Source organism: Roseovarius sp. A46, from assembly GCF_004126395.1.
Classification (GTDB): domain Bacteria; phylum Pseudomonadota; class Alphaproteobacteria; order Rhodobacterales; family Rhodobacteraceae; genus Roseovarius; species Roseovarius nitratireducens.
Genome location: NZ_PVWS01000028.1, coordinates 26,411 through 49,997 on the forward strand (window position 1 = coordinate 26,411; position 23,587 = coordinate 49,997).

At 67.5% G+C, this 23,587-nt stretch carries 21 protein-coding genes; 19 read left to right on the forward strand and 2 right to left on the reverse strand.

Annotation, left to right across the window (positions count from 1 at the left end; translation table 11 throughout):
* Nucleotides 1-6: 6 nt before the first annotated feature.
* From C6W92_RS13815 to C6W92_RS13840, 6 genes are all read left to right on the forward strand, one after another.
* Nucleotides 7-612, forward strand: a complete 606-nt coding sequence (locus C6W92_RS13815; RefSeq protein WP_129434217.1) for a LysE family translocator — start codon at nt 7-9, stop codon at nt 610-612.
* Between the two features lie 5 nt (nt 613-617).
* Nucleotides 618-1,118: a xanthine phosphoribosyltransferase gene (gene gpt / locus C6W92_RS13820; RefSeq protein WP_129434219.1), complete on the forward strand. Its 501-nt coding sequence runs from the start codon at nt 618-620 to the stop codon at nt 1,116-1,118.
* An 81-nt stretch (nt 1,119-1,199) separates the two neighbouring features.
* Nucleotides 1,200-3,038, forward strand: a complete 1,839-nt coding sequence (locus tag C6W92_RS13825; protein ID WP_129434221.1) for a peptidyl-prolyl cis-trans isomerase — start codon at nt 1,200-1,202, stop codon at nt 3,036-3,038.
* Between the two features lie 12 nt (nt 3,039-3,050).
* Nucleotides 3,051-4,562, forward strand: a complete 1,512-nt coding sequence (trpE, locus tag C6W92_RS13830; RefSeq protein ID WP_129434223.1) for an anthranilate synthase component I — start codon at nt 3,051-3,053, stop codon at nt 4,560-4,562.
* 361 nt (nt 4,563-4,923) lie between these two features.
* Nucleotides 4,924-5,544, forward strand: a complete 621-nt coding sequence (locus C6W92_RS13835; protein WP_129434224.1) for a rhodanese-like domain-containing protein — start codon at nt 4,924-4,926, stop codon at nt 5,542-5,544.
* 39 nt (nt 5,545-5,583) lie between these two features.
* Entirely contained in the window at nt 5,584-6,135 is a 552-nt protein-coding gene (locus tag C6W92_RS13840) for a pseudouridine synthase (protein ID WP_129434226.1), read from the forward strand.
* 3 nt (nt 6,136-6,138) lie between these two features.
* On the opposite strand, the gene C6W92_RS13845 is transcribed toward C6W92_RS13840, so the two are convergent.
* Nucleotides 6,139-7,593, reverse strand: coding sequence for a polysaccharide deacteylase family 2 protein (locus C6W92_RS13845; RefSeq protein WP_241691171.1), 1,455 nt, complete (start codon nt 7,591-7,593; stop codon nt 6,139-6,141).
* A gap of 164 nt (nt 7,594-7,757) precedes the next feature.
* On the opposite strand from C6W92_RS13845, the gene C6W92_RS13850 reads away from it, so the two are divergent.
* From C6W92_RS13850 to C6W92_RS13890, 9 genes are all read left to right on the forward strand, one after another.
* Nucleotides 7,758-8,339 carry an aminodeoxychorismate/anthranilate synthase component II gene (locus C6W92_RS13850; RefSeq protein WP_104018914.1) on the forward strand — a complete coding sequence of 194 codons (582 nt, stop codon included), beginning with the start codon at nt 7,758-7,760 and terminating at the stop codon, nt 8,337-8,339.
* A complete protein-coding gene (gene trpD, locus C6W92_RS13855; protein WP_129434228.1) occupies nt 8,336-9,355 on the forward strand; it encodes an anthranilate phosphoribosyltransferase in 1,020 nt (339 codons plus the stop codon). The genes C6W92_RS13850 and trpD overlap by 4 nt, the downstream gene beginning before the upstream one ends.
* Nucleotides 9,352-10,167, forward strand: coding sequence for an indole-3-glycerol phosphate synthase TrpC (gene trpC, locus C6W92_RS13860; RefSeq protein ID WP_129434230.1), 816 nt, complete (start codon nt 9,352-9,354; stop codon nt 10,165-10,167). Before trpD ends, trpC begins: the two co-directional genes overlap by 4 nt.
* Complete coding sequence (gene moaC, locus C6W92_RS13865; RefSeq protein WP_129434232.1) at nt 10,167-10,643, forward strand: cyclic pyranopterin monophosphate synthase MoaC; 477 nt, start codon at nt 10,167-10,169, stop codon at nt 10,641-10,643. The genes trpC and moaC overlap by 1 nt, the downstream gene beginning before the upstream one ends.
* A 53-nt stretch (nt 10,644-10,696) precedes the next feature.
* Entirely contained in the window at nt 10,697-11,551 is an 855-nt protein-coding gene (locus C6W92_RS13870; RefSeq protein ID WP_206735536.1) for a GIY-YIG nuclease family protein, read from the forward strand.
* Complete coding sequence (locus C6W92_RS13875; RefSeq protein WP_129434234.1) at nt 11,548-12,717, forward strand: molybdopterin molybdotransferase MoeA; 1,170 nt, start codon at nt 11,548-11,550, stop codon at nt 12,715-12,717. The genes C6W92_RS13870 and C6W92_RS13875 overlap by 4 nt, the downstream gene beginning before the upstream one ends.
* A gap of 384 nt (nt 12,718-13,101) precedes the next feature.
* Nucleotides 13,102-14,526, forward strand: a complete 1,425-nt coding sequence (locus C6W92_RS13880) for a protein adenylyltransferase SelO (protein ID WP_129434237.1) — start codon at nt 13,102-13,104, stop codon at nt 14,524-14,526.
* Between the two features lie 605 nt (nt 14,527-15,131).
* Nucleotides 15,132-17,336, forward strand: a complete 2,205-nt coding sequence (locus C6W92_RS13885) for an NADP-dependent isocitrate dehydrogenase (protein ID WP_129434239.1) — start codon at nt 15,132-15,134, stop codon at nt 17,334-17,336.
* A 245-nt stretch (nt 17,337-17,581) separates the two neighbouring features.
* A complete protein-coding gene (locus C6W92_RS13890) occupies nt 17,582-18,796 on the forward strand; it encodes an NADP-dependent isocitrate dehydrogenase (RefSeq protein ID WP_129434241.1) in 1,215 nt (404 codons plus the stop codon).
* Nucleotides 18,797-18,802: 6 nt separating this feature from the next.
* On the opposite strand, the gene C6W92_RS13895 is transcribed toward C6W92_RS13890, so the two are convergent.
* Nucleotides 18,803-19,009, reverse strand: coding sequence for a DUF6356 family protein (locus C6W92_RS13895; RefSeq protein WP_104019052.1), 207 nt, complete (start codon nt 19,007-19,009; stop codon nt 18,803-18,805).
* Nucleotides 19,010-19,129: 120 nt separating this feature from the next.
* Between C6W92_RS13895 and C6W92_RS13900 the strand changes: the two genes are divergently transcribed.
* The 4 genes from C6W92_RS13900 to pgi all read left to right on the forward strand — a co-directional run bounded on the left by C6W92_RS13900 (nt 19,130) and on the right by pgi (nt 23,395).
* Entirely contained in the window at nt 19,130-19,597 is a 468-nt protein-coding gene (locus C6W92_RS13900) for an Lrp/AsnC family transcriptional regulator (protein WP_129434243.1), read from the forward strand.
* A 71-nt stretch (nt 19,598-19,668) separates the two neighbouring features.
* A complete protein-coding gene (gene zwf, locus C6W92_RS13905) occupies nt 19,669-21,123 on the forward strand; it encodes a glucose-6-phosphate dehydrogenase (protein ID WP_129434245.1) in 1,455 nt (484 codons plus the stop codon).
* Nucleotides 21,120-21,800, forward strand: coding sequence for a 6-phosphogluconolactonase (gene pgl, locus C6W92_RS13910; RefSeq protein ID WP_129434247.1), 681 nt, complete (start codon nt 21,120-21,122; stop codon nt 21,798-21,800). The genes zwf and pgl overlap by 4 nt, the downstream gene beginning before the upstream one ends.
* A gap of 5 nt (nt 21,801-21,805) precedes the next feature.
* Nucleotides 21,806-23,395, forward strand: coding sequence for a glucose-6-phosphate isomerase (gene pgi, locus C6W92_RS13915; RefSeq protein ID WP_129434249.1), 1,590 nt, complete (start codon nt 21,806-21,808; stop codon nt 23,393-23,395).
* The last annotated feature ends 192 nt before the right edge of the window (nt 23,396-23,587 follow it).

Below are 23,587 nucleotides of genomic sequence, written 5' to 3' on the forward strand. Positions count from 1 at the left end.
GGTCCCGTGACCGCGCTCGATCTCCTTGCCTTTAACGCCGTTCTGGCCGCCGCACTCCTCAGCCCCGGCCCGGCGCTGTTGTTTGCGCTGCGCACGGCGCTGGCCTTCGGGCGTGGCGCGGGGATCGCCGCGGGCATGGGGCTTGGGCTCGCGGCAGCGGGCTGGACGCTGGCGGCATTGCTGGGACTGGAGGCCGTATTCACGCTATTCCCGTGGGCCTACACCGCGCTAAAGCTGGGCGGCGCGGCCTATCTGATCTATATCGCGTGGAGGACGTGGCGGGCGGCGCGCGCCCCCGTCGCGGAGGCCACGCGCAAGCCGCGCGGGCGCGCGTTTGTCGATGGCGCGATCATCAACCTGGGCAATCCGAAATCGGTGCTGTTCGCGGCCTCGGTGCTGATCGTGGTGTTTCCCAAGGGCCTCTCGGCCACCGAAATCGCGCTCATCACGGCCAACCACATGGCCGTGGAATGGGTGTTCTATTCGGGCTTTGCCGTACTGCTGAGCGGGCCGCCCGCGCGGCGCGTCTATCTCGGCGCCAAGCCGTGGATCGACCGCGCGGCGGCGATGATGCTCGGTGCGCTCGGCCTCAAACTCTTGACTGACAGGTGATTGCCATGACCCCGGACCGTCTGCCACATGAAAAGGGCTTTCACGTAAGCTGGGATCAGCTCCACCGCGATGCGCGCGCGCTTGCCTGGCGGTTGCAGGGCGAGGCGCCCGAGACCGGCTGGCGCGCAGTGGTGGCGATCACCCGCGGCGGCATGGCCCCGGCGATGATCGTCGCGCGCGAGCTTGATATCCGCGTGGTCGATACGATCAGCGTGAAATCCTACAATCACCAGACCCAATCCGAACCGGTGGTCATCAAGTCGCCGGACGCGGGCGTGGTGGGCGACGGCGCGGGCGTGCTGATCGTCGATGACCTGGTCGATACCGGCCGCACGCTGGAGGTGGTCCGCGCGCACCTGCCGCGGGCGCATGTCGCCACCGTCTATGCCAAGCCGCTGGGGCGCGCGCAGGTCCACACCTTTGTCACCGAGGTGAGCCAGGATACCTGGATCTTCTTTCCGTGGGACATGGCGCTGCAATATGTCGAGCCCTATCGCGGGGCCTGACCGGCGCCCGGCGCGGCCCCTTGCCCCGCCCCGGCGCAGCGCATAGACAGGTCCGGACTGAGAAAACCGGCAGGGGTGACGATGGCGGGCAAGAGCATTTCCAAGGGTGCGATGTGGATCCTCATGGGGCTTCTCATCATCGGGCTCGGCGGTTTCGGTATCACCAATCTGGGCGGGCGGGTGCAGAGCATCGGCTCGGTCGGGACCGCCGAGATCGACGTGCAGACCTATGCCCGCGCGCTGCGTAACGAGATCGAGGCGCTTGCCGCCGAGCGGGGCGAGTCGATAAGCATGGCCGAGGCCGAGGCGGCGGGGCTAGACCGGCGGGTGCTGTCGCGCCTCGTCTCGCAAGCCGCGCTCGAACATGAGGCACATGTGCTCGGGATATCTGTGGGCGACGAGACGCTGCGCGACGAGATCGTGTCGATCCAGGCGTTCCAGGGCGCGGGTGGCGGGTTCGACCGCGAATCCTATCGTTTCGCGCTGGAGCAGGCGGGTCTGAACGAAGCCGAGTTCGAGGCCAGCATCCGCGCCGAGACAGCGGCATCCCTGGTGCAGGACGCGGCGCTCGCCGGGGTGTCGGCGCCCGAGGCCCAGGTCGATACGCTGCTGAGCTATCTCGGCGAGCGGAGCAGCCTGGCCTTTGCCATGCTGGACCGCGGCGATCTGCGGACCGGTCTGCCCGCGCCCACCGAGGAGGAGCTGCGCGCCTACCACCAATCCCACCTGCCCGAATTCACCACGCCAGAGACACGGCAGATCACCTATGTGCGGGTCACGCCGGAAATGCTCGTCGATACGGTCGAGGTGGACGAGGCCGCGCTGCGCGCCGCCTACGAGGAGCGCGAGGCCGAGTTCAACACGCCCGAGCGGCGGCTGGTCGAGCGGCTGGTCTTTTCCGACGAGGCCGCCGCGCGCGATGCGATGGCCCGGATCGAGGCGGGCGAGGATTTCGAGACGCTGGTCACGGAGCGCGGGCTCGACATGGGCGATGTGGACCTGGGCGACGTGAGCGCCGCCGATCTGGGCCCCGCCGCCGATGCGGTGTTCGACACGCCGGCGGGCGAGGTGACCGGCCCGGTCGAGACCGACCTGGGCCCGGCGCTGTTTCGCGTCAACGCGGTGCTCGCGGCGCGCACCACGCCGTTCGAGGAAGCCGAGCCGCAATTGCGCAGCACGCTGGCCGCCGACCGTGCGCGCCGGGTGATCGACACCGTGTCGGAGACCGCGGACGACATGCTCGCCGCAGGCGCGACGCTGGAGGAAGTGGCGCAGCAGACCGAGATGGAGCTTGGCGAGATCGCCTGGCATCCGGAGCTTGCCGAGGGAATCGCCGGCTACCCGGCGTTTCGCACGGCAGCGACCGAGGTGCAGCAAGGTGACTACCCGCAGATCGAGGCGCTGGGCGATGGCGGGGCCTTTGCGCTGCGTCTCGACGGAACCCGCGAGCCAAGCATCCGCCCGCTCGAAGAGGTGCGCGACGCGGTAGAGCGGGGCTGGCGCCGGCAGGCGGTGGTCACGGCGCTCAAGGAACAGGCCGCACCCGCCATCGAGGCCTTGCGCAGCGGCGAGAGCTTTGCCGCGCAGGGGCTATCGCCGACCGAGCTCGACGGCATCACGCGGCGCGATTACCGCGCCGACGCACCGCCGGATTTCGTCGAGACGGTGTTCTCAATGTCTGAGGGCGAGGTGCGCGTGATCGAGGGCGCGGGCCGTATCCATATCCTGCGCCTCGACGAGATCGCCCCCCCGGCCGAAGACGACCCCGATCTTGCGCGCATCGCCGAGAGCCTGCGCACGCAGATCGAGAGCGCGCGGGCGCTGGATCTGTTCCAGCTTCTCGCCAACGATATTCGAGAGCGCGCGGGCGTCAATCTCGACCAGGCGGCGATCAACGCCGTCCATGCCAACTTCAACTGAGGGCGCGCGCACGTGAACCTGACGCCGGATTTCGAGAGCTTTGCCCGCGCCCACGGGGCGGGCAAGAACCAGATCGTGTACACGCGCCTTGCTGCCGATCTCGATACGCCGGTGTCGCTGATGCTCAAGCTGACGGGAGCGGCGCGCGACGCCTTTCTGCTGGAATCCGTCACCGGCGGCGAGGTGCGCGGGCGCTATTCCATCATCGGCATGAAGCCCGACGTGATCTGGCAGTGCCACGGGAACACGAGCCGTATCAACCGCGCTGCCCGGTTCGACGCCGACGCCTTTGAAGAGCAGGAGGGCGACCCGCTCTCAAACCTTCGCACGCTCATCGCCGAGAGCCGCATCGCCCTGCCCGACGACCTGCCGGCGGCGAGCGCGGGGCTGTTCGGCTACCTGGGCTATGACATGATCCGGCTGGTCGAGCATCTACCCGACACGCCGCCCGACACGCTGGGCCTGCCCGACGCGGTGATGCTGCGCCCCTCGGTGGTGGCGGTGCTCGACGGGGTCAAGGGCGAGGTGATCGTGGTGGCCCCTGCATGGGCAGAGGCCGGTCAATCGGCGCGCGCGGCCTATGCCCAGGCCGCCGAGCGGGTGATGGACGCGGTGCGCGACCTCGACCGCGGCCTGCCGCAGGCCAGCCGCACGCTGGGCGAGGCGCAGGAGGATGCAGCCCCGGTGTCGAATTTCACCAAGCCGGGCTATATGGCGGCGGTCGAGAAGGCCAAGGAATACATCCGCGCAGGCGACATTTTCCAGGTGGTGCCGTCACAGCGCTGGACGCAGCCGTTCACCTTGCCGCCCTTTGCGCTCTATCGTTCGCTGAGGCGCACCAACCCGTCGCCGTTCATGTTCCATTTCGATTTCGGCGGCTTCCAGGTGATCGGTGCCAGCCCCGAGATCCTGGTGCGGGTGATGGAGGGCGAGGTGACGATCCGCCCGATCGCGGGTACCCGTCCGCGCGGCGCCACGCCGGAGGAGGATCGCGCGCTCGAGGCCGACCTGCTGGCCGACAGCAAGGAACTGGCCGAGCACCTGATGCTGCTTGATCTGGGCCGCAACGATGCGGGGCGTGTGTCGAAGATAGGCACGGTGCGGCCGACCGAGAAATTCGTCATCGAGCGGTATTCCCACGTCATGCATATCGTCTCGAACGTGGTGGGAGAGCTGGCCGAGGGGGAGGACGCGCTCTCGGCGCTGCTCGCGGGGCTGCCCGCCGGCACCGTCTCGGGCGCGCCCAAGGTGCGCGCGATGGAGATCATCGACGAGCTGGAGCCGGAAAAGCGCGGTGTCTATGGCGGCGGCGTCGGCTATTTTAGCGCAGGTGGCGACATGGATGTGTGCATCGCGCTGCGCACGGCGGTGGTGAAGGACCGCGACCTCTATATACAGGCGGGCGGCGGCGTCGTGTTCGACAGCGACCCCGAGGCCGAGTACATGGAGACGGTCCACAAATCCAACGCCATCCGCCGCGCGGCGGCGGACGCGGCGCGATTCTCGGGCGAGGGTAACGGCTGAAGGCGCGTTGGGCGCTGGTGGCATAAAGCGGTCGTTCAGGTCTTGGTGCCAATGCGCGGAATCGAGGCGCGTTAACGCGCCGCCACGCATCGCCGGGCCGCCCTCACGGCACGGCGATATGGCTGCAACCTGCGTGCCGCTCGGGCCTTTTTCGGATTTGGCAGCCATTAAGCGCGGCAGAACGAACCTTGGATCGCCGCACCGCGGCCCATCGATGCGCGGCTCACCTCAACGTCCGCTGAAGGCCAAGCGCAGCCGGATGCCATCGCGCGCAACCCTTGAACCGGGTTGATCCATGTCAAGGCAGCGGGCTGGCCGGATAAAATATATTCTAAATATCGAATATATCAGGAGACACACCATGACCACCCTTCCCCATCTCTGCCGCCGCGCCGCCGCGGCGCTCCTGCTTGCCGGATTCTCGCTGGCCCCGCTCGGGCTCGCCGCGGCGCCGCTGGACCTGCAGGAGCCCGTCGCCGCCGACAGCCTCAAGGAAAGCAAGCGCACTGCCCCCGGTCTCTACATCACCGCCGCCGAGGCGGGCCGGGTGCTGGAGGCGCAGGACAATGTCGCGCTGATCGACGTGCGCACGCCGTCGGAGATCATGCTGATCGGGTACGCGACGAAGGCGGCGGCCAATATCCCGTCGAAATTCGTCGATCCGAACCTCGCGGAAACCTCGCTCAAGGGCGAGTACGGAATGGTCGACAACCCCGCCTTCGTGGACGAGATGAAAGCCTGGCTTGCCAGCGACGCCGCCCGCGGCATCGACACGCTGCTGGTGATGTGCCGCTCGGGATCGCGCAGTGCGGCGGCCATCGGCAAGCTGGTGGAGGCGGGTGTCGACGTAACGCTCTACAATGTCGTGGACGGGTTCGAGGGCGACAAGAACGAGGCCGGTGTGCGCGCCGTCAACGGCTGGCGCAACGCCGGCCTGCCCTGGACCTACAAGATCCGCGAGGGGCTGCGCCCCGCCAACTGAGCGCTTGTGGCGCGCGCCTCTATGGGGCAAGAGGCGGGCATGGCCCGCCTCGTCCTGTTCAACAAGCCCTGCGGGGTGCTGTCGCAATTCACCGACCGGGGCACCGAGGGCAGCCCCCGTGCGACGCTGTCGGATTTCATCGACCTGCCCGGCGTCTATCCCGCCGGGCGGCTGGATCGCGACAGCGAGGGGCTGTTGTTGCTGACCGATGATGGAAAGCTTCAGGATCGCATCGCAAGCCCCCGTTACAAGGCGGAAAAAACCTATCTTGTGCAGGTTGAGGGGGTGCCGGACGCGGCCGCTATTGACGCGCTGCGGCGGGGTGTCGTGCTCAAGGACGGACCGACGCGCCCGGCGCAGGTTCGCCAGATCGACCCGCCGGACCTGTGGCCCCGCGATCCGCCGGTGCGTTATCGCAAGTCGGTGCCCGATCGCTGGCTGGAAATCACCATCACCGAGGGGCGCAACCGGCAGGTGCGTCGCATGACCGCCCATGTCGGCCACCCGACCTTGCGGCTGGTGCGCTGGCGGGTGGGGGAATGGACGCTTGACGGCCTCGCCCCGGGCGAATGGCGCGAGACGCGGGCCTAGCCGCTATTCCGCGCCCTGCCGCAGCACCGCCGAGACCGGCACGAGGCCCACGCTCGCCGCACGATCCTGAAGGCCCCAGAGCAGGAGCGCACTGATCGTGTCGGCGCGCAGCCGGCCGACCATGATGACGCCTTCATCCTGCTGCGTGGCGCGCATCGCCGCGTTGTCGAGAAAGCGGCGCACGGCGGCGGCATCCTGCCCCTCTGCGTCGAAATCGCGGAACAGCGTCGCCGTCGGCACGCCCTCGCGCGCGATGAGCTTGCGCGCAGTGTCGAGCCCGTTGGGCCGCATCACGAGGCCGTGGCCGCTCTCCAGCAGGATCGGGGCAAGCTGCGCGCTGGCCTCGCGCGAGGTCTGAAGGCCGGTGCCGTCGCCCTCGATAACCGCGACCGCCTGCGGCACGCGGTCAAGCCAGACGGACATCGCGGTTTCGACATCGGCGGCGGTCGCGCCCTCGGAGAGGTCGGCGGCGAGCAGCACCTCGAACCCTGCCTCGCGATAGCGCGCAGCCGCCTGCGCCGCGTCGGCACGGCTGGCCGGGATGGCGATGCTCAGCGGGTAGGGAAACGCCTCGAGCGCCGCGAGCCCAAGCGCGTCCTGCCCCTCGTCGATCAGCACGATGGCCATCAGCGGCTTGTCACGCGGCACGTCGACCTCGACGGCATTGCGGGCAAGCGCGCCCTGTGCCTCAGGGACGGTCTCTGGCTCCGGCTCGGCTGCGGACGCTTCCTCTTCGGGCGGTGTCTCGCCGATGCGCGGCAGACGGTCGGTGCTGACGTCCCCCACGCGGTCGCCGGTGAGGGCGCCGCCACTCTCTGGCACGATCCGGCGCGGGGTGGGGGCGGTCTCGGGCGCGCCGTCGTCAGGGGGAATGGTGGCGACGCTGTCGTCGGCAGGCGCCGTGCCGTCCGCCTGCGCGTCAGCGGCCTGCGTCGCCGCATCGCCGGTCGCGTCAGCCGGGGCCTGCTGCGTGTCGGGACTTGCCAGCCCGGCATCGCTCTCGCCGGGGTCGGGGCTTGGCGGTTGGGCCGGTTCGGTCGAGATCGACAGTCGCGTCTCGTCCTCGGGTTGCGCGGGGGCCGGGGCCTGCGGGCTGGGCAGAACCGGGCTGTCGCTCTGGACCGCGACGCCGCCCGTATCCGGCGCATCGGCGGGCGGCGCGCCGAGCGATGTCGCGTCGCCCGTGGCCGGCGCCGGGGCGGTATCGGCCCCGCTCAGGCCGCGCGTGTCGTCGCGGGCCGGTTCGGGCACGCGCGGCGCGGCGGCGGGGTCGGGGCCGTCCCCGACCTCCGGCAGGGCCGTCTCGCGATCCTCGCGAACCGCGTCGAAGCCCGAGCCCGGCGGCACCTCGACCGAACCGGCATCGGGGGCCTGCTTGCGCAGCGCCGCCATGTCGGCGAGATCGACCACCACCGACGCGGTGCCAAGCACAAGGCCAGACACGACAAGGCCTGTCATCATTCCCGCCAGAACACCGCGCATTGCCGCCCTCGCCCCTTGTTTCTTCCGCCCGTTCGCCCTTGTTTCCGGCCTAGCGCCCCTTGACGGTCCGGCGCAAGCCTGAACAAGTATACCGCGACCGGCCCCAAGGCCAACAGCCCCGTTGCCAGAGGACAGGCGCCATGCTGCTCTTGATCGACAATTACGACAGTTTCACCTACAACCTCGTGCATTACGTGGGCGAACTCGGGGCCGAGACGCGCGTCGTGCGCAACGACGCGATGGACGTGGCCGAGGCGATGGCGCTCCGGCCCGCCGGCATCCTGCTCTCGCCCGGCCCCTGCGACCCGGATCAGGCGGGCATCTGCCTCGACCTGACGCGCGCGGCGGCAGAGGCGAACATCCCGCTTCTCGGCGTGTGCCTCGGGCATCAGGCCATCGGGCAGGCCTTTGGCGGGCGCGTCATCCGGCATTCCGATATCGTGCATGGCAAGATGGGTGAAATCCGGCACAACGGCACAAGCGTGTTCGCGGGACTGCCCTCGCCTTTTGACGCGACGCGCTATCACTCGCTGGTGGTCGAGCGTGACAGCCTGCCCGATTGCCTCGAGGTCACCGCCGAGCTGGCCGACGGCACGATCATGGGCCTGCGTCACCGCGCGCACCCGATCCACGGCGTGCAGTTCCACCCCGAATCCATCGCCTCGCAGCACGGCCACGCGCTGTTGCGCAATTTCCTCAACATGATGCAGGTGCCGGCATGAGCGACATCCGCCCGCTCATCGCCGCTGCCGCCGACCGGGCGCTCACGCGCGGCGAGGCCGAGGCGGCCTTTACCATCCTGTTCGAGGGAGAGGCGACGCCGGCGCAGACCGGGGGCATTCTCATGGCGCTGCGCACCCGCGGCGAGACGGTGGACGAGTACGCCGCCGCCGCCGCCGTGATGCGCGCGAAATGTCACAAGGTACGCGCGCCCGAGGGGGCGATGGACATCGTCGGCACGGGCGGCGACGGCAAGGGCACGCTCAATATCTCGACCGCGACGGCGCTCGTCGTGGCCGGGGCGGGCGTGGTGGTGGCCAAGCACGGCAACCGTAATCTCAGCTCGAAATCGGGCGCGGCGGATGCGCTGGGGATGCTGGGCGTGAAGGTGATGATCGGTGCCGAGGCGGTGGAGAAGGTGCTCGCGGAGGCGGGTATCGCCTTCATGATGGCGCCGATGCACCACCCGGCGATGGCCCATGTCGGCCCCGTGCGCGCCGAGCTTGGCACGCGCACCATCTTCAACATCCTCGGGCCGCTGACCAACCCGGCTGGGGTGAAACGGCAGCTGACCGGTGCGTTCTCGCGCGATCTGATCCGTCCGATGGCCGAAACGCTGGGGCAGTTGGGGTCCGAGCGCGCGTGGCTGGTGCATGGCAGCGACGGCACCGACGAGATGACCATCACCGGCATCACCTGGCTCGCCGCGCTGGAAGAGGATGGCTGCATCCGCGAGGCGGAGCTGCACCCCGAGGATTTCGGCCTGCCCGTCCACCCGTTCGAGGCGATCCTCGGCGGCACACCCGAGGAAAACGGCCGCGCGCTCGGTGCGCTACTCGACGGCGCAAAGGGGGCCTATCGTGACGCCGTGCTGTTGAACGCCGCCGCGGCGCTCACCGTCGCCGGGCGCACGGACGATCTGCGCGAGGGCGTGACGATGGCCGCCGAGAGCATCGATTCGGGCGCCGCGCGGATGCGGCTCGCCGCGCTCGCCAAAGCTACATCGGAGGCCCAATGACCACCCCCACGATTCTCGAAAAGATCAAGGCCTACAAGCTCGAGGAGATCGCCGCCGCCAAGGCCGAGCGCCCCCTCGACGAGATCGAGGTCGATGCCCGCGCCGCGCCGCCGGTGCGCCCGTTTGGCGAAGCCGTGTTGCAGGCGTCCAAGACCGGCTATGGCCTGATCGCCGAGATCAAGAAGGCGAGCCCCTCCAAGGGCCTCATCCGCGCCGATTTCGATCCCGCCGCGCTGGCCGAAGCCTATGCCGAGGGCGGGGCGGCGTGCCTGTCGGTGCTGACCGATGGGCCGAGTTTCCAGGGCGCGCCGGAGTATCTGCGCGCAGCCCGCGAGGCGTGCGATCTGCCGGTGCTGCGCAAGGATTTCATGTACGATCCCTACCAGGTGGCCGAGGCGCGGGCGTGGGGCGCCGATTGCATCCTCATCATCATGGCGAGCGTGTCAGACGCGCAGGCGATCGAGCTCGAGGCGGCCGCGACCGAATGGGGGATGGACGCCCTCATCGAGGTGCACGACCGTGAAGAGCTGGACCGCGCGGGCGCGCTCGCCTCGCGCATGATCGGCATCAACAACCGCAACCTGCACAGCTTCGAGACCAGTCTCGACACCACCCGCAAGCTGTCGAAATTCGTGCCGCCCGAGTGCATGATCGTCAGCGAGAGCGGACTGGCCACGCCCGACGACCTCGCCGAGATGGCCCGCTACGGCGCGCGCGCCTTTCTCATCGGCGAGACGCTGATGCGCTCTGATGACGTGGCGGCCGCCACCCGCGCGCTGCTGGCCAATCCGCTCACCGCCGGAGGCATCTGATGGCCGGGCTCACCCATTTCGACGGCAAGGGCGACGCCCACATGGTCGATGTGTCCGACAAGGACGTGACGGCGCGGGTAGCGGTGGCCGAAGGTCACATCAGGATGGCCCCGCAAACCTTTGATCTCATTGCCGAAGGTCGGGCGAAAAAGGGCGACGTTCTGTCGGTGGCGCGGCTGGCGGGGATCATGGGCGCAAAGAAGACGCCCGACCTGATCCCGCTCTGCCACCCGCTGCCGGTGACCCGCGTGGCGGTGGACCTGACCCTCGACCCCGACCTGCCGGGCATACGAATCGAGGGCACGGTCAAGACCACCGGGCAGACCGGCGTCGAGATGGAGGCGCTCACCGCCGTTTCGGTGGCGGCGCTCACGGTTTATGACATGGCCAAGGCGGTGGATCGCGCGATGGAGATCGGCGGCATCCGGGTGGTTCTCAAGGATGGCGGCAAATCGGGGCGTTACGAGGCGACATGATCACGAAAGCACGCTCATTGCAGTTGTTTTTCGTGGATGGGCGCCCAGATGGCATGTTGACTGCCGAGGTTTTCAACTGGACAGGCCATGTTTTACGTATTCCCCGAACCCAGCTAAGAGAAGGGTTGGCGCGTAAGGAAGCCTCTTACACAGGTGTTTATCTGCTTCTGGGCGAAAGGGAGAGTCAACCTTTAGCCTATATTGGCGAGACCGAAGAACTGGGTGCCCGTCTCCGTGGTCATGCAAAGCAAAAGGATTGGTGGGAAACTGCTGTTCTCATCACAACGGCGGCGAATAATCTGCATAAAGCCCATGTGAAATATCTTGAATCGCGATTGGTTGAAATAGCGTATGGCATTCGAGCTATCGAATTGGAGAACGGAAATATCCCACCAAAAAGCAGCCTATCGGAAGCAGATCAAGCCAATATGGAGTCGTTTCTCGATACGCTTCAGATGGTGCTGCCGGCAATTCGGGTGGATATGTTCATGGACAAATCGCGTCCTTCTTCTGCCAGGCCTGAGTCTCTGTCGGTCTTGCAGCCGGAGAACATGGTTTTCGTAATGAAGACCCCAAAACATGGCGTTGAAGGTCGTGCCGTTTTGCAAGGCGGTGAATGGATCGTTCAAGCGGGTTCCAAGGCACGCGCGGTTTGGGCTGGTAATGAGCAGAGCAAAACGCATTACCACACGCTTCATGCTGAATTGCTGGCAAACGGCACCCTGCGTGTCGAGGGAGAACACGCTGTATTCCAGACCGATTACGCGTTTTCCAGTCCGAGCGCCGCAGCGGCCATCCTGAATGGGCGCTCTAGCAATGGCAGGTTGGATTGGAAGACCGAAACCGATGGCAGGACTTACGCGAAATGGGAAGTAGACCAATTACCCGAGTTGGAACTTGACGTATGATCACGGTCAACGCGGCACTTTCGCACCTCTTCGCCTTGGTCGAGCCATTGGAGACCGAGGAGGTGCCGCTGGCCGAGGCAGCAGGGCGCATCCTCGCCCGCGACGTGGCGGCGACCCGCGATCAGCCCCCCTTTTCCGCCTCGGCGATGGATGGCTATGCGATCGCCGAGACCCCTGCCCCCGGCGCGGTGCTGAGCGTGATCGGCGAGGCGGCGGCGGGGCACGGTTTTGGCGGCACGGTGGGGACGGGCGAGGCGGTGCGCATTTTCACCGGCGCGCCAGTGCCCGAGGGCGCGACGCGCGTGATCATGCAGGAGGACGTGACGCGCGAGGGGGCGGCCATCACGCTGGGCGACGGCATCGGCGCGGGCGACAACATCCGCGCCGCGGGCTGTGATTTCCACGCCGGGCAGGCAATGTGCGCCCCGCGCCGCCTGCGTCCCGCCGACCTCGCGCTGCTGGCGTCGATGAACGTGGCGTCCGTCCCGGTGCGCCGCCGCCCGGACGTGGCGCTCATCGCCACCGGGGACGAGCTGGTGATGCCCGGCGAAGACCCCGGCCCCGACCAGATCATCGCCTCCAACGCCTTTGGCCTCAAGGCCATGCTCGAGGCGCGCGGGGCAAAGGCGCGGCTCTTGCCGATCGCGCGCGACACGCGCGCCTCGCTGGAGACGGTGCTGGGTCTGGCAGAGGGCTGCGACCTGGTGCTGACCATCGGCGGCGCGTCGGTGGGCGATCACGACCTCGTCGCGCGGCTCGGGCCGGAACTGGGGATGGAGCGCGCGTTCTACAAGGTCGCGATGCGCCCGGGCAAGCCGCTGATGGCAGGGCGCATGGGCGCGGCGGCGATGGTCGGGCTTCCGGGCAACCCGGTCTCGGCGATGGTCTGCGGGCATGTCTTCGTGGCACCGATGATCGACGCGATGCTGGGGTTGGGCACCGCCCCCGCCCCACGCCGCACGGCGCCGCTCGCTGCTCCGCTGCCGGAGAATGGCCCGCGCGAGCATTACATGCGCGCGCGGCTGTCGGAGGACGGGATCGCGGCGGAGGACCGGCAGGACAGCTCACTTCTGAGCATCCTCGCCCATTCCGATGCGCTGCTGGTGCGCCCACCGCATGACCCGGAGCGGCAGGTTGGCGAATTGGTGGCGTATCTGCCGCTTTGACGGGCGGGTATGGCCTGGAGGGGACGTTCAGACCTTGGTGCCAATGCGCGGAATCGAGGCGCGCTTGCGCGCCGCCGCGCAGCGCCCGACCGCCCCCTCGGGCGGGCGCTCCTCAACGGTTCAAGTAGCGGTAATATAAGAAGTATACTGCACCATAAATCGCACAACTCAACCGCATTCACGCCCACCCGGCGGTCGGGCGCTGCGCGACCCCCCAAGCCTTGCGCTGAAAGACCGCGCAAGGCCAGTCACCTCACCGGCGCATCGGTCCTGGGCGGGGCGCCACCCGGGCACAGCATCGCCGTCGCCAACGCAAGCCTTGCGCTCCCGGGCAGGGCGATTACCTATCGAAGAGACGCCCTCACCACCCGCGAAAGGCCGCGCATGACCCTCGTGCTTCCGTTTGATAACAGCTACGCGCAGCTTCCGCCCCGCTTTTACACGCGCCAGAACGCGGTGCCGGTGCGCGAGCCCCGCCTCATTGCGTGGAACGCGCCACTGGCCGCAGAGCTTGGCATCGAAGGCGGCAGCGACAGGGAGACCCTCGCGCGCATTTTCGCGGGTAACGAGGCGCCCGAGGGGGCCACGCCGCTGGCGCAGGTCTATGCCGGGCACCAGTTTGGTGGCTTCTCGCCGCAGCTTGGCGACGGGCGCGCGCTGTTGCTGGGCGAGGTGGTGGACAGTCACGGGCGACGCCGCGACATTCAGCTCAAAGGGTCCGGCCCCACGCCCTATTCGCGTATGGGCGACGGGCGCGCCTGGCTCGGCCCGGTGCTGCGCGAATACGTGGTGTCCGAGGCAATGCACGCACTGGGCATTCCAACCACCCGGGCGCTCGCCGCCGTCACCACCGGCGAGCGGATCTATCGCGATCCCGGCGCCATGCCCGGCGCGGTGCTGACCCGCGTGGCGTCGAGCCACATCCGCGTAGGCACCTTCCAGTATTTCGCGGCGCGGCGCGATCTCGACGGGCTGCGCGCGCTCTACGACTATACCGTGGCGCGGCACTGCCCGCAGGTCGAAAGCCCCGCGCATCTGCTGGCCGAGGTCATCCGGCGGCAGGCGCGGCTGGTGGCACAGTGGCTGTCCATCGGCTTCATCCACGGGGTGATGAACACCGACAACACGTCGATTTCCGGCGAGACGATAGATTACGGCCCCTGCGCCTTCATGGATACCTACCACCCGCAGACGGTCTATAGCTCGATCGACGCGCATGGCCGCTATGCCTATGACAACCAGGCGCATGTGATCGTGTGGAACATCGCGCAGTTCGCCACCGCGCTGGTGCCGCTCATGCCCGACCAGGACGCGGCCATCGAGGAATTCACCGCGCTGGTACATGCCATGCCCGAGCGGATCGAGGCCGAGTGGCGGCGCGTGTTTGCCGCCAAGATCGGTATCGCCAAGGCCGGGGAGGAGGATGCCGCGCTCGCGGGCGACCTGCTCGCACGGATGGCCGAGGGGCGGGCCGATTTCACCAACACATTCCGCGCGCTGATCGAGGGTGGCGCGCGCGACCAGTTCCTCGACCCGGCGGCCTTCGACGCGTGGGAGGCGCGCTGGCGTGCGCGGCTGGCCCGCGAGGCCGACCCGGAGGCGGTGATGCGCGCCGCCAACCCGGCTTTCATCCCCCGCAACCACCGCGTGGAGCAGATGATCGAGGCGGCGGTCGGGGGCGATCTTGTCCCATTTGAACGGCTTCTCGACGTGCTGTCACACCCCTATGACGACCAGCCCAGCGCCGCCGATCTGCGGCGCCCACCGGCGGCGTCGGAGGTGGTGCACGCCACGTTCTGCGGGACGTGAGCGGCGTAGGTCTTCGTGGTGGTCATGGCCTGGAGCGATCGTTGCAGTGAGCCGCGCCATCGCATGTCCGCGGGCAGGCAATCCAACGGTTTTTCAGGGCACTTTAGGAACGTCTGAAAAACCTGCGACTTTCTGCCTAATCTGATAGGTTTGGGGCGTCCGCCAGAGGAGTCCTGCCGATGCCGAAACAGCCCGCCTTTCCCAGCCTGCGTGATGCGATGAAGAAGAAGGTNCTTCTTCTTCATCGCATCACGCAGGCTGGGAAAGGCGGGCTGTTTCGGCATCGGCAGGACTCCTCTGGCGGACGCCCCAAACCTATCAGATTAGGCAGAAAGTCGCAGGTTTTTCAGACGTTCCTTAGATCGCCTGCCCGCGGACATACGATGACACGGCTCACGGCAATGTCCCCTCAAGGCCAAACCCCGCCACCCCACCGCACCCGACAGCGCATATCGTGTGTCGCACGGCGGAGCCGGAACCCGTTTTGCTCATTTCTTTATGTATACCGTCGCATACTATCTTTCCCACGCCGCGCTTTTCCGCTATGAGGCGCCCAAGCGGACGAGTCGTCCGGACCGCACCGGATCGCAAGGAGGAGCCCAGAGATGGCCAACACCGACATTCCCGACATCATCTACACCAAGGTGGACGAAGCCCCCGAGCTCGCCTCGGCCTCGCTCCTGCCGATCATCCGCCGCTTCGCGTCCGCCGCGGGCATCACGGTCGACACCCGCGATATCTCGCTCGCCGGGCGCATCCTCGCCGCCTTTCCCGACCACCTGACCGCGGATCGGCGCCAGCCCGACCACCTCAAGGCCCTTGGCGAGATCGTCAAGACGCCGGGCGCCAACGTCATCAAGCTGCCCAACATCTCTGCCTCCGAGCCGCAGCTCGTGGCGGCGATCCGCGAATTGCAGGGCCAGGGCTACGCGCTGCCCGATTACCCCTACGATCCGGCCACCGAGGACGAGAAAGCCGTCCGCGCGCGCTATGACGCGCTCAAGGGATCGGCGGTCAACCCGGTGCTGCGCGAGGGCAATTCCGACCGCCGCGCCGCCCCCGCGGTCAAGAAATACGCGCAAGCCAATCCCCACCGCATGGGCGAGTGGACACCCGACAGCAAGACCCGCGTCGCCACCATGTCGGCGGGCGATTTCTTCTCCAACGAGCGCTCTGCCACCCTGCCCAAGGCGACCGGCGCGCGGATCGTGCTGGAAACGGCGACCGGCGAAACCGTGCTCAAGGACGGGCTGAGCTACCCCGAGGGCACCGTGGTCGATGCCACCTACATGAGTGCGCGCGCCCTCGACGCCTTCCTCGCCGAGGAGATCGACAAGACCAAATCCGAGGGCATCCTGTTTTCCCTGCACATGAAGGCCACGATGATGAAGGTCTCCGACCCGATCATCTTCGGCCACGCGGTGCGGCAGTTCCTCGCCCCCGTGTTCGAACAGTACGGCGACGAGATGAAGGCGCTCGGCGTCTCGCCCAACGCCGGGCTCGGTGACCTGTTGGAGCGGGTCAAGGACCGCAAGGATATCCTCCAGGCCATCGATGCCTGCATGGCCGACCGCCCGGCGATGTACATGGTCGATTCCGACCGTGGCATCACCAACCTGCACGTGCCATCGGATGTCATCATCGACGCCTCGATGCCCGCCCTCATCCGGGGCGGTGGCAAGGGCTGGGGCCCGGACAACAAGGAACACGACGCCGTCTGCGTCATCCCCGACAGCAGCTACGCGCCGGTCTATGACGAGGCGATCAGGTTCTTCAAGGAGAACGGCAAGCTCAACCCCGCCACCGCCGGAACGGTGCAGAATATCGGCCTCATGGCGCAGAAGGCCGAGGAATACGGCTCGCATCCCACCACCTTCGAGATGCCCGAGGGCGGCACCGTGAAGATGGTGCTCGACGATGGCACCGTGCTGCATCAGCATGAGGTCGAGGCGGGCGACATCTGGCGCTCGGCCTCGGCGCGCAAGGCCCCCATCGAGGATTGGGTGAACCTCGCCATCGCCCGGCAAAAGGAGACGGGCTATCGCGCGATCTTCTGGCTGGACGCGGCCCGTGCCCATGATGCCGAGTTGATCTCTTACGTGAAGCCCATCCTCGAAGCCGCTGGCGTCGCTGACAAATTCGAGATCATGGCTCCGCGCGAAGCAACCCGCGCATCGCTGGAAACGATCACCAAGGGCGAGAACACCATCGCCATCACCGGCAACGTGCTGCGCGATTACCTGACCGACCTCTTCCCGATCCTCGAGCTGGCCACCTCGGCCAAGATGCTGTCGATCGTCAAGCTGATGCAGGGCGGCGGGTTGTTCGAGACCGGCGCGGGCGGATCGGCCCCCAAGCATGTCCAACAGCTTCAGGCCGAGAATCACCTGCGCTGGGACAGCCTCGGCGAGTTCTGCGCGCTGGCCGAGAGCCTCAAGTTCCTCGCCCAGACCCATGACAACGCCCGCGCCCGCATCCTTGGAGAGGCGGTCGAGGCCGCGACGCAAGGCGTGCTCGACCACGACCGCTCGCCCTCGCGCAAGGTGGGCGAGCCCGACAACCGCGACAGCCACTACTGGTTCGCCCGCTACTGGGCCGAGGCGCTCGCCGCACAATCGGATGACGCAAGCCTCGCGCAGGAATTCGCGCCGGTGGCCCGCGCGCTGGCCGAGGGCGAGGCGCAGATCACCGGCGAGCTGGCAGCGGCACAGGGCAGCCCGGCGGATATCGGCGGCTACTACCACCCCGACGCCGGGAAACTCGCCTCGGTGATGCGGCCCTCGGCGACGCTGAACGCGATCATCGGGTGAGGTGCGCGGTGGGGGGGGCAGGTGATCGGTTTTGGCCTTGAGCTGCCGGTGATGCACGGAATCTTGAAAAGATTCCGTTCAAGAAAGTTTTAAACTTTCTTGATCTTACCTTGCCGTGACGGTTCCGCCCGACACTGACGTCCAACGACCGCTCAAGGCCATGAACGCCGCCCCCCAACCCTTCCCGCACCAAGCTACCGCTGATATAGCCAGACCAACCCCACCCCAACCGCGGAGCACGCCCCATGTCCAAGATCAAGGTCGAGAACCCCATCGTCGAGATGGACGGCGACGAGATGACCCGCATCATCTGGGATTTCATCAAGCAGAAACTCATCCTCCCCTATCTCGACGTGGACCTGCTCTATTACGATCTCGGCATCGAAGAGCGTGACCGCACCGAGGACCAGGTCACCATCGACGCGGCGGAAAAGACCAAGGAGGTCGGCGTCGCCGTCAAATGCGCGACCATCACCCCCGACGAGGGCCGGGTCGAGGAATTCGGCCTGAAAAAGATGTGGCGCAGCCCCAACGGCACCATCCGCAACATCCTCGGCGGTGTGGTGTTCCGCGCGCCGATCATCTGTCGCAACGTGCCCCGCCTCGTGCCCGGCTGGACGCGCCCCATCGTCATCGGCCGCCATGCTTTCGGTGACCAGTACCGCGCCACGGACATGAAATTCCCCGGCCCCGGTACGCTCAGCATGAAATTCGTGGGCGAGGACGGCACCGTGATCGAGGAAGAGGTGTTCCGCGCCCCCTCGTCGGGCGTCTACATGGGCATGTATAATCTCGACGCCTCGATCATCGACTTCGCCCGCGCCTCGATGAACTACGCGCTGGACTTGGGCTGGCCGCTCTATCTCAGCACCAAGAACACCATCCTAAAGCAGTATGACGGCCGCTTCATGGAGCTGTTCCAGAAGGTCTATGACGAGGAATTCGCCGAGAAATTCGAGGCCAAGGGCATCGAGTACCAGCACCGGCTGATCGACGACATGGTGGCCTGCGCGATGAAATGGAACGGCGGCTTCGTCTGGGCGTGCAAGAACTACGACGGCGACGTGCAGTCCGACACCGTCGCGCAAGGCTTCGGCTCGCTGGGGCTGATGACAAGCCAACTGCTCACCCCCGACGGCAAGATAATGGAGGCAGAGGCGGCGCACGGCACCGTCACCCGCCACTACCGGCAGCACCAGCGCGGCGAGCAGACCTCGACCAATTCCACCGCCTCGATCTTCGCGTGGTCCGGCGGGCTGCGCCACCGCGCCAAGCTCGACGACAACGCCGCGCTTGCCCATTTCGCCGAGACGCTGGAACGGGTGGTGGTCGAGACCATCGAATCGGGCGACATGACCAAGGATCTCGCGCTCCTCGTCGGCCCCGATCAGGGCTGGCGCACCACGATGGGCTTTCTGGAAAAGATCGACGAGAACCTCGACGCAGCACTCGGGGGCTGAGCGCCCTCAGCGCCCCCGGTTTTGCGTTTTCGCGTGCATCTCCGCGATCATCCGGCTTGCCGTCCGCTCGAAAACGCAAGGGATGATCGCGTGGATCAACGCCGCGCCCCCGGCCGCGAACAGCCGCAGCGCAAACCACCCGGCAAAGGCGGCATGTTCGGTATAGCTCTCATCCACACTGCGCGGATGATCGAGAAAGAGCCTGCTCAGCATCACATCTGTCCTCCTGTTCGGGTTTCGCGGACAGGGTAACGCGACAGCAGGGTGACATTGTCCCATTTTTCCTACCTTGATCAGTTTCCTTGGGAATATTTCCACAGTATCATCCAGATCATGAGCATCATTGACGATATCGACCGACGGATACTCGCCGAATTGCAGCGCGACGCGAGCCTCGCCCTCGACGCGCTGGGCACGCGGGTCGGGCTGTCGCGCAATGCCTGCTGGCGGCGTGTCCGTGCGCTCGAATCCGCCGGCGTGATCCGCGCCCGCGTGGCGCTGCTCGATCCCGCGCGCATCGGCCTGCCGCTCACCGTGTTCATGCAGTGCCGCGCCGGCGCCCATGACGCCGCCTGGCTCGACACCTTCGCCCGCACCATCGGCACGCTGCCGCAGGTGCAGGGCGTCTGGCGCATGAGCGGCGATCTCGATTACCTGATCCGCGCGCAGGTGGCCGACATGGCCGATTACGACCGGCTCTACCGCGCGCTCATCGCGCGGGTGCCGATGGGCGACGTCTCGGCCAGCTTCGTGATGGAGGAAATCCGCGCCACCACCGAGTTCCCGCTCAACCACGCCTGAACAACCGCCCGCCATTGTGACCGCGCAGAACCGTGCTAAGGTCACGCGCGGGCAATCAGGGGAATCGGAGCATGGCCTCTCGGGTGATCCCGGTCGATCCGTTCGACCTGGTGATTTTCGGCGGCACGGGCGATCTCGCGCGGCGCAAGATCCTGCCTGCGCTCTATCGCCGGTTCGTCGCCGGGCAGTTCGGGGCCGATACGCGGCTCACCGGCGCCGCCCGCAGCGAGATGGACAGCGACAGCTATCGCGCCATGGTGCGCGACGCCCTCGACGAGTTTGCCCCCGAGGCCGCCGCCGACACGTCCTGCCGCGATGCCTTTCTCGACATGCTGGCCTACGTGCAACTCGACGCGCGCGGCACCGAGGGCTGGGAGGCGCTCGCCGCGCGGATGCGCGCGGGCCGCATCCGGGCCTTCTATTTCTCCGTGGCCCCCGGCCTCTTCTGTGACCTGGCCGAGCGGTTGCATCACCACGGGCTCGCCGACGACCGCGCCCGCATCGTGGTGGAAAAACCCTTCGGCCACGATCTCGACAGCGCCCGCGCCCTCAACCGCACCCTCGCGCGGTATTTCGACGAGGGCCACATCTACCGGATCGACCATTATCTCGGCAAGGAGACGGTGCAGAACCTGATGGCGATCCGCTTCGGCAATGTCCTGTTCGAGCCGCTGTGGAACAGCCAGTATGTCGATCACATCCAGATCACCGTGGCCGAGAGCGTGGGCGTGGGCGGGCGCGGCGATTACTACGACCGCGTCGGCACCATGCGCGACATGGTCCAGAACCACCTGATGCAGCTCCTGTGCCTCATCGCGATGGAGCCGCCCGCCCGCTTTGCCCCCGATTCGGTGCGCGACGAAAAGCTCAAGGTCATCCGCGCCCTCGACCCGGTGGCGCGCGCCGACGCGGTGCGCGGACAATACGAGGGTGAGGGCGACCAGCCCGGCTACCGCGACCAGGTCGGCAATGCCGAGAGCACGACCGAAAGCTTCGTGGCACTCAAGGTGCATGTCTCCAACTGGCGCTGGGCCGGCACCCCCTTCTACCTGCGCACCGGCAAGCGACTGCGCGCGCGCACCAGCGAGATCGCGGTGGTGTTCAAGGACGCGCCGCACTCGATCTTCGGGGCCGAGGCCGGGCGCCACCGCAACATCCTGATAATCCGTCTCCAGCCCAACGAGGGGATCGAACTGGGCGTGACGATCAAGGAGCCGGGACCGGGCGGCATGCGCCTTGTCGACGTGCCCCTCGACATGACCTTCGCCGAGGCGCTGGGGCCGGAAGAGACCGATTTCCCCGACGCCTACGAACGGCTTATCATGGACGTGATCCGCGGCAACCAGACGCTGTTCATGCGCGGCGACGAGGTCGAGGCGGCCTGGGCCTGGGCCGACCCGATCATCGCCGGGTGGGACGCGGACGGCGAGGCCCCCCTGGCCTACGCCACCGGCTCGGCGGGACCCGAGGATGCCCTGATGCTCATGCACCGCGACGGGCGGCGCTGGCGGGAGATAAGACCATGAACCTGACCAAATACGCAGATGCCGAGATGATGGCGCTCGATCTCGCCAACCTGCTGGCCGGCGAATTGCGCACCGCGCTCGACCACAAGGACCGCGTGCTCTTCGTGGTGCCAGGCGGCACCACCCCAGGGCCCATATTCGATGCGCTCTGCGATACCGACCTCGAATGGGATCGCGTGGACGTCCTCTTGTCGGACGAACGCTGGCGGCCCGAGCTTCATATCCGCTCCAACACGCGGCTCATTCGCGCGCGCCTGCTGACCGGTCGCGCGGCGGCGGCGCGCTACCTGCCGCTCTATGCCCGCGCCGACACGCCCGAGGCGGTGCTCGCGGAACTGGAATCCAACATCGCCCCGGCCCTGCCCATCGACATCTGCCTGCTGGGCATGGGCGCGGACATGCACACCGCCTCGCTCATCCCCGGCGCCGACGGGCTCGAGGCGGCGCTCGCCCCGGATGACGCTCCGATCCTCGCCCCGATCCGCGTGCGCGGCGAGGAAGAGCCCCGCGTCACCCTCACCGCGCGGGTGCTGACGGGCGCGATCAATACCCATGTCGTCATTACCGGCGAGAAAAAGCACCGCGCGATCGAGCGCGCGCGCCACCTGCGCCCCATCGAAGCCCCCGTTGCCGCCGTGCTCGATGGCGCGACGGTCCATTGGGCGCCGGAGGACTGAGGCCCATGTGGGACGAGGTGAGAGCGGCGGCGCACGCCGCCCAATCCCGCCGGATCACCGATCTTTTCGCCACCGACCCGGATCGCGCCGCGACCTTCTCGGTGGCCGCCGACGGGATGCTTCTCGACTGTTCCAAGACAACGATGACATCGGCAGACCGCGACACGCTGCTCGGGCTCATCGACGCGCAGGGGCTGGCGGCGCGCCGCGACGCGATGTTCGCGGGACAGCCCGTCAACGAGACCGAGAACCGCGCCGTTCTGCACACCGCGCTGCGCGATCTCACCTCCGAGGCACTTACCCTCGCGGGCACCGACATCCTGTCCGATATCCGCGCCACCCGCGCCCGTATGGCGGATTTTGCCGATCAGGTGCGCGCGGATGGCTGGCGGGACGTGGTCAATATCGGCATCGGCGGCTCGCATCTCGGCCCCGAAATGGCCACCCGCGCGCTCAGGCCCTACCATGACGGGCCGCGCTGCCATTTCGTCTCCAACGTCGACGGGGCCGACATCGCCGACACGCTTCAAGGGCTCGACCCGGCGCGCACGCTGTTCATCGTCGCCTCCAAGACCTTCACCACCGTCGAGACGATGACCAACGCCGCCACCGCCCGCGACTGGCTCGTCTCCCACGGGCGCGACGCGGGCGCGCAGATGGCCGCCGTCTCCTCGGCCACCGACGAGACCACGGAATGGGGGATCGACCCGGCCCGCGTGTTCGGCTTCGGCGATTACGTGGGCGGGCGTTACTCGGTCTGGGGGCCGGTGGGTCTCGCGCTGATGATCGCCATCGGGCCGCCCCGGTTCGAGGAATTCCTCGCGGGGGCGGCGGCGATGGACGCGCATTTCCGCGACGCACCGCCCGCGCGCAACATGCCGGTGATGCTGGCGCTCACCGGGCTCTGGCACCACCAGGGCTGCGGCCACGCCACCCGCGCGGTGCTGCCCTACGACCAGCGCCTCGCCCGGCTGCCCGCCTATCTCCAGCAACTCGAAATGGAATCGAACGGCAAGGGCGTCACCATGTCCGGCGCCCCGCCGCCCGCGCCCACCGGGCCGGTCGTCTGGGGCGAGCCGGGCACCGGCGGGCAGCACGCCTTCTACCAGCTCATTCACCAGGGCACGCAGGTGGCCCCCTGCGAATTCATGGTGGCCGCCGAGGGGCACGAGCCCGCCCTCGCTCATCACCACCGACTGCTAATGGCCAATTGCCTCGCGCAATCCGAGGCGCTGATGCGCGGGCGCAGTGAGGCCGAGGCGCGCGAAATGCTGCGCGCCGCCGGGCTCACCGGCGCGGAACTCGACCGGCAGGCCGCGCACCGCGCGTTTCCGGGCAACCGCCCCTCCACCACGCTGGTCTACGACCGGCTCACCCCGCACCGGCTGGGCCAGATCATCACGCTCTACGAGCACCGGGTTTTCGTCGAGGGGGTGGCGCTCGGGATCAACTCCTTCGACCAATGGGGGGTGGAACTGGGCAAGGCGCTCGCCACCGAGATGGCCCCGCTGATCGACGGCGCGGATGCGTCGGCCAAGGACGGCTCGACGCGCGCGCTGCTCGCGTTCTTGCGCAGGGCCGGTTCTGATCGCTGATCTTCCTGGCCCGAGATGGACGCGCGGCCCCGTCGCGCCCGCAGAGGAACTTCAACCATGAAGTAATGAGGAACGTCTGAAAAACCTGCGACTTTCTGCCTAATCTGATAGGTTTGGGGCGTCCGCCAGAGGAGTCCTGCCGATGCCGAAACAGCCCGCCTTTCCCAGCCTGCGTGATGCGATGAAGAAGAA

What these genes read in the sequence shown, in the direction of transcription:
- C6W92_RS13885 (WP_129434239.1), top strand. Translation starts at nt 15,132, where the DNA reads ATGGCCAACACCGACATTCCCGACATCATCTACACCAAGGTGGACGAA.
- C6W92_RS13835 (WP_129434224.1), top strand. Translation starts at nt 4,924, where the DNA reads ATGACCACCCTTCCCCATCTCTGCCGCCGCGCCGCCGCGGCGCTCCTG.
- C6W92_RS13870 (WP_206735536.1), top strand. Translation starts at nt 10,697, where the DNA reads ATGTTGACTGCCGAGGTTTTCAACTGGACAGGCCATGTTTTACGTATT.
- trpD (WP_129434228.1), top strand. Translation starts at nt 8,336, where the DNA reads ATGAGCGACATCCGCCCGCTCATCGCCGCTGCCGCCGACCGGGCGCTC.
- gpt (WP_129434219.1), top strand. Translation starts at nt 618, where the DNA reads ATGACCCCGGACCGTCTGCCACATGAAAAGGGCTTTCACGTAAGCTGG.
- C6W92_RS13895 (WP_104019052.1), bottom strand. Translation starts at nt 19,009, where the DNA reads ATGCTGAGCAGGCTCTTTCTCGATCATCCGCGCAGTGTGGATGAGAGC.
- pgi (WP_129434249.1), top strand. Translation starts at nt 21,806, where the DNA reads ATGTGGGACGAGGTGAGAGCGGCGGCGCACGCCGCCCAATCCCGCCGG.
- C6W92_RS13880 (WP_129434237.1), top strand. Translation starts at nt 13,102, where the DNA reads ATGACCCTCGTGCTTCCGTTTGATAACAGCTACGCGCAGCTTCCGCCC.
- C6W92_RS13850 (WP_104018914.1), top strand. Translation starts at nt 7,758, where the DNA reads ATGCTGCTCTTGATCGACAATTACGACAGTTTCACCTACAACCTCGTG.
- C6W92_RS13900 (WP_129434243.1), top strand. Translation starts at nt 19,130, where the DNA reads ATGAGCATCATTGACGATATCGACCGACGGATACTCGCCGAATTGCAG.
- pgl (WP_129434247.1), top strand. Translation starts at nt 21,120, where the DNA reads ATGAACCTGACCAAATACGCAGATGCCGAGATGATGGCGCTCGATCTC.
- C6W92_RS13825 (WP_129434221.1), top strand. Translation starts at nt 1,200, where the DNA reads ATGGCGGGCAAGAGCATTTCCAAGGGTGCGATGTGGATCCTCATGGGG.
- moaC (WP_129434232.1), top strand. Translation starts at nt 10,167, where the DNA reads ATGGCCGGGCTCACCCATTTCGACGGCAAGGGCGACGCCCACATGGTC.
- C6W92_RS13840 (WP_129434226.1), top strand. Translation starts at nt 5,584, where the DNA reads ATGGCCCGCCTCGTCCTGTTCAACAAGCCCTGCGGGGTGCTGTCGCAA.
- zwf (WP_129434245.1), top strand. Translation starts at nt 19,669, where the DNA reads ATGGCCTCTCGGGTGATCCCGGTCGATCCGTTCGACCTGGTGATTTTC.
- C6W92_RS13845 (WP_241691171.1), bottom strand. Translation starts at nt 7,593, where the DNA reads ATGACAGGCCTTGTCGTGTCTGGCCTTGTGCTTGGCACCGCGTCGGTG.
- C6W92_RS13890 (WP_129434241.1), top strand. Translation starts at nt 17,582, where the DNA reads ATGTCCAAGATCAAGGTCGAGAACCCCATCGTCGAGATGGACGGCGAC.
- trpC (WP_129434230.1), top strand. Translation starts at nt 9,352, where the DNA reads ATGACCACCCCCACGATTCTCGAAAAGATCAAGGCCTACAAGCTCGAG.
- C6W92_RS13875 (WP_129434234.1), top strand. Translation starts at nt 11,548, where the DNA reads ATGATCACGGTCAACGCGGCACTTTCGCACCTCTTCGCCTTGGTCGAG.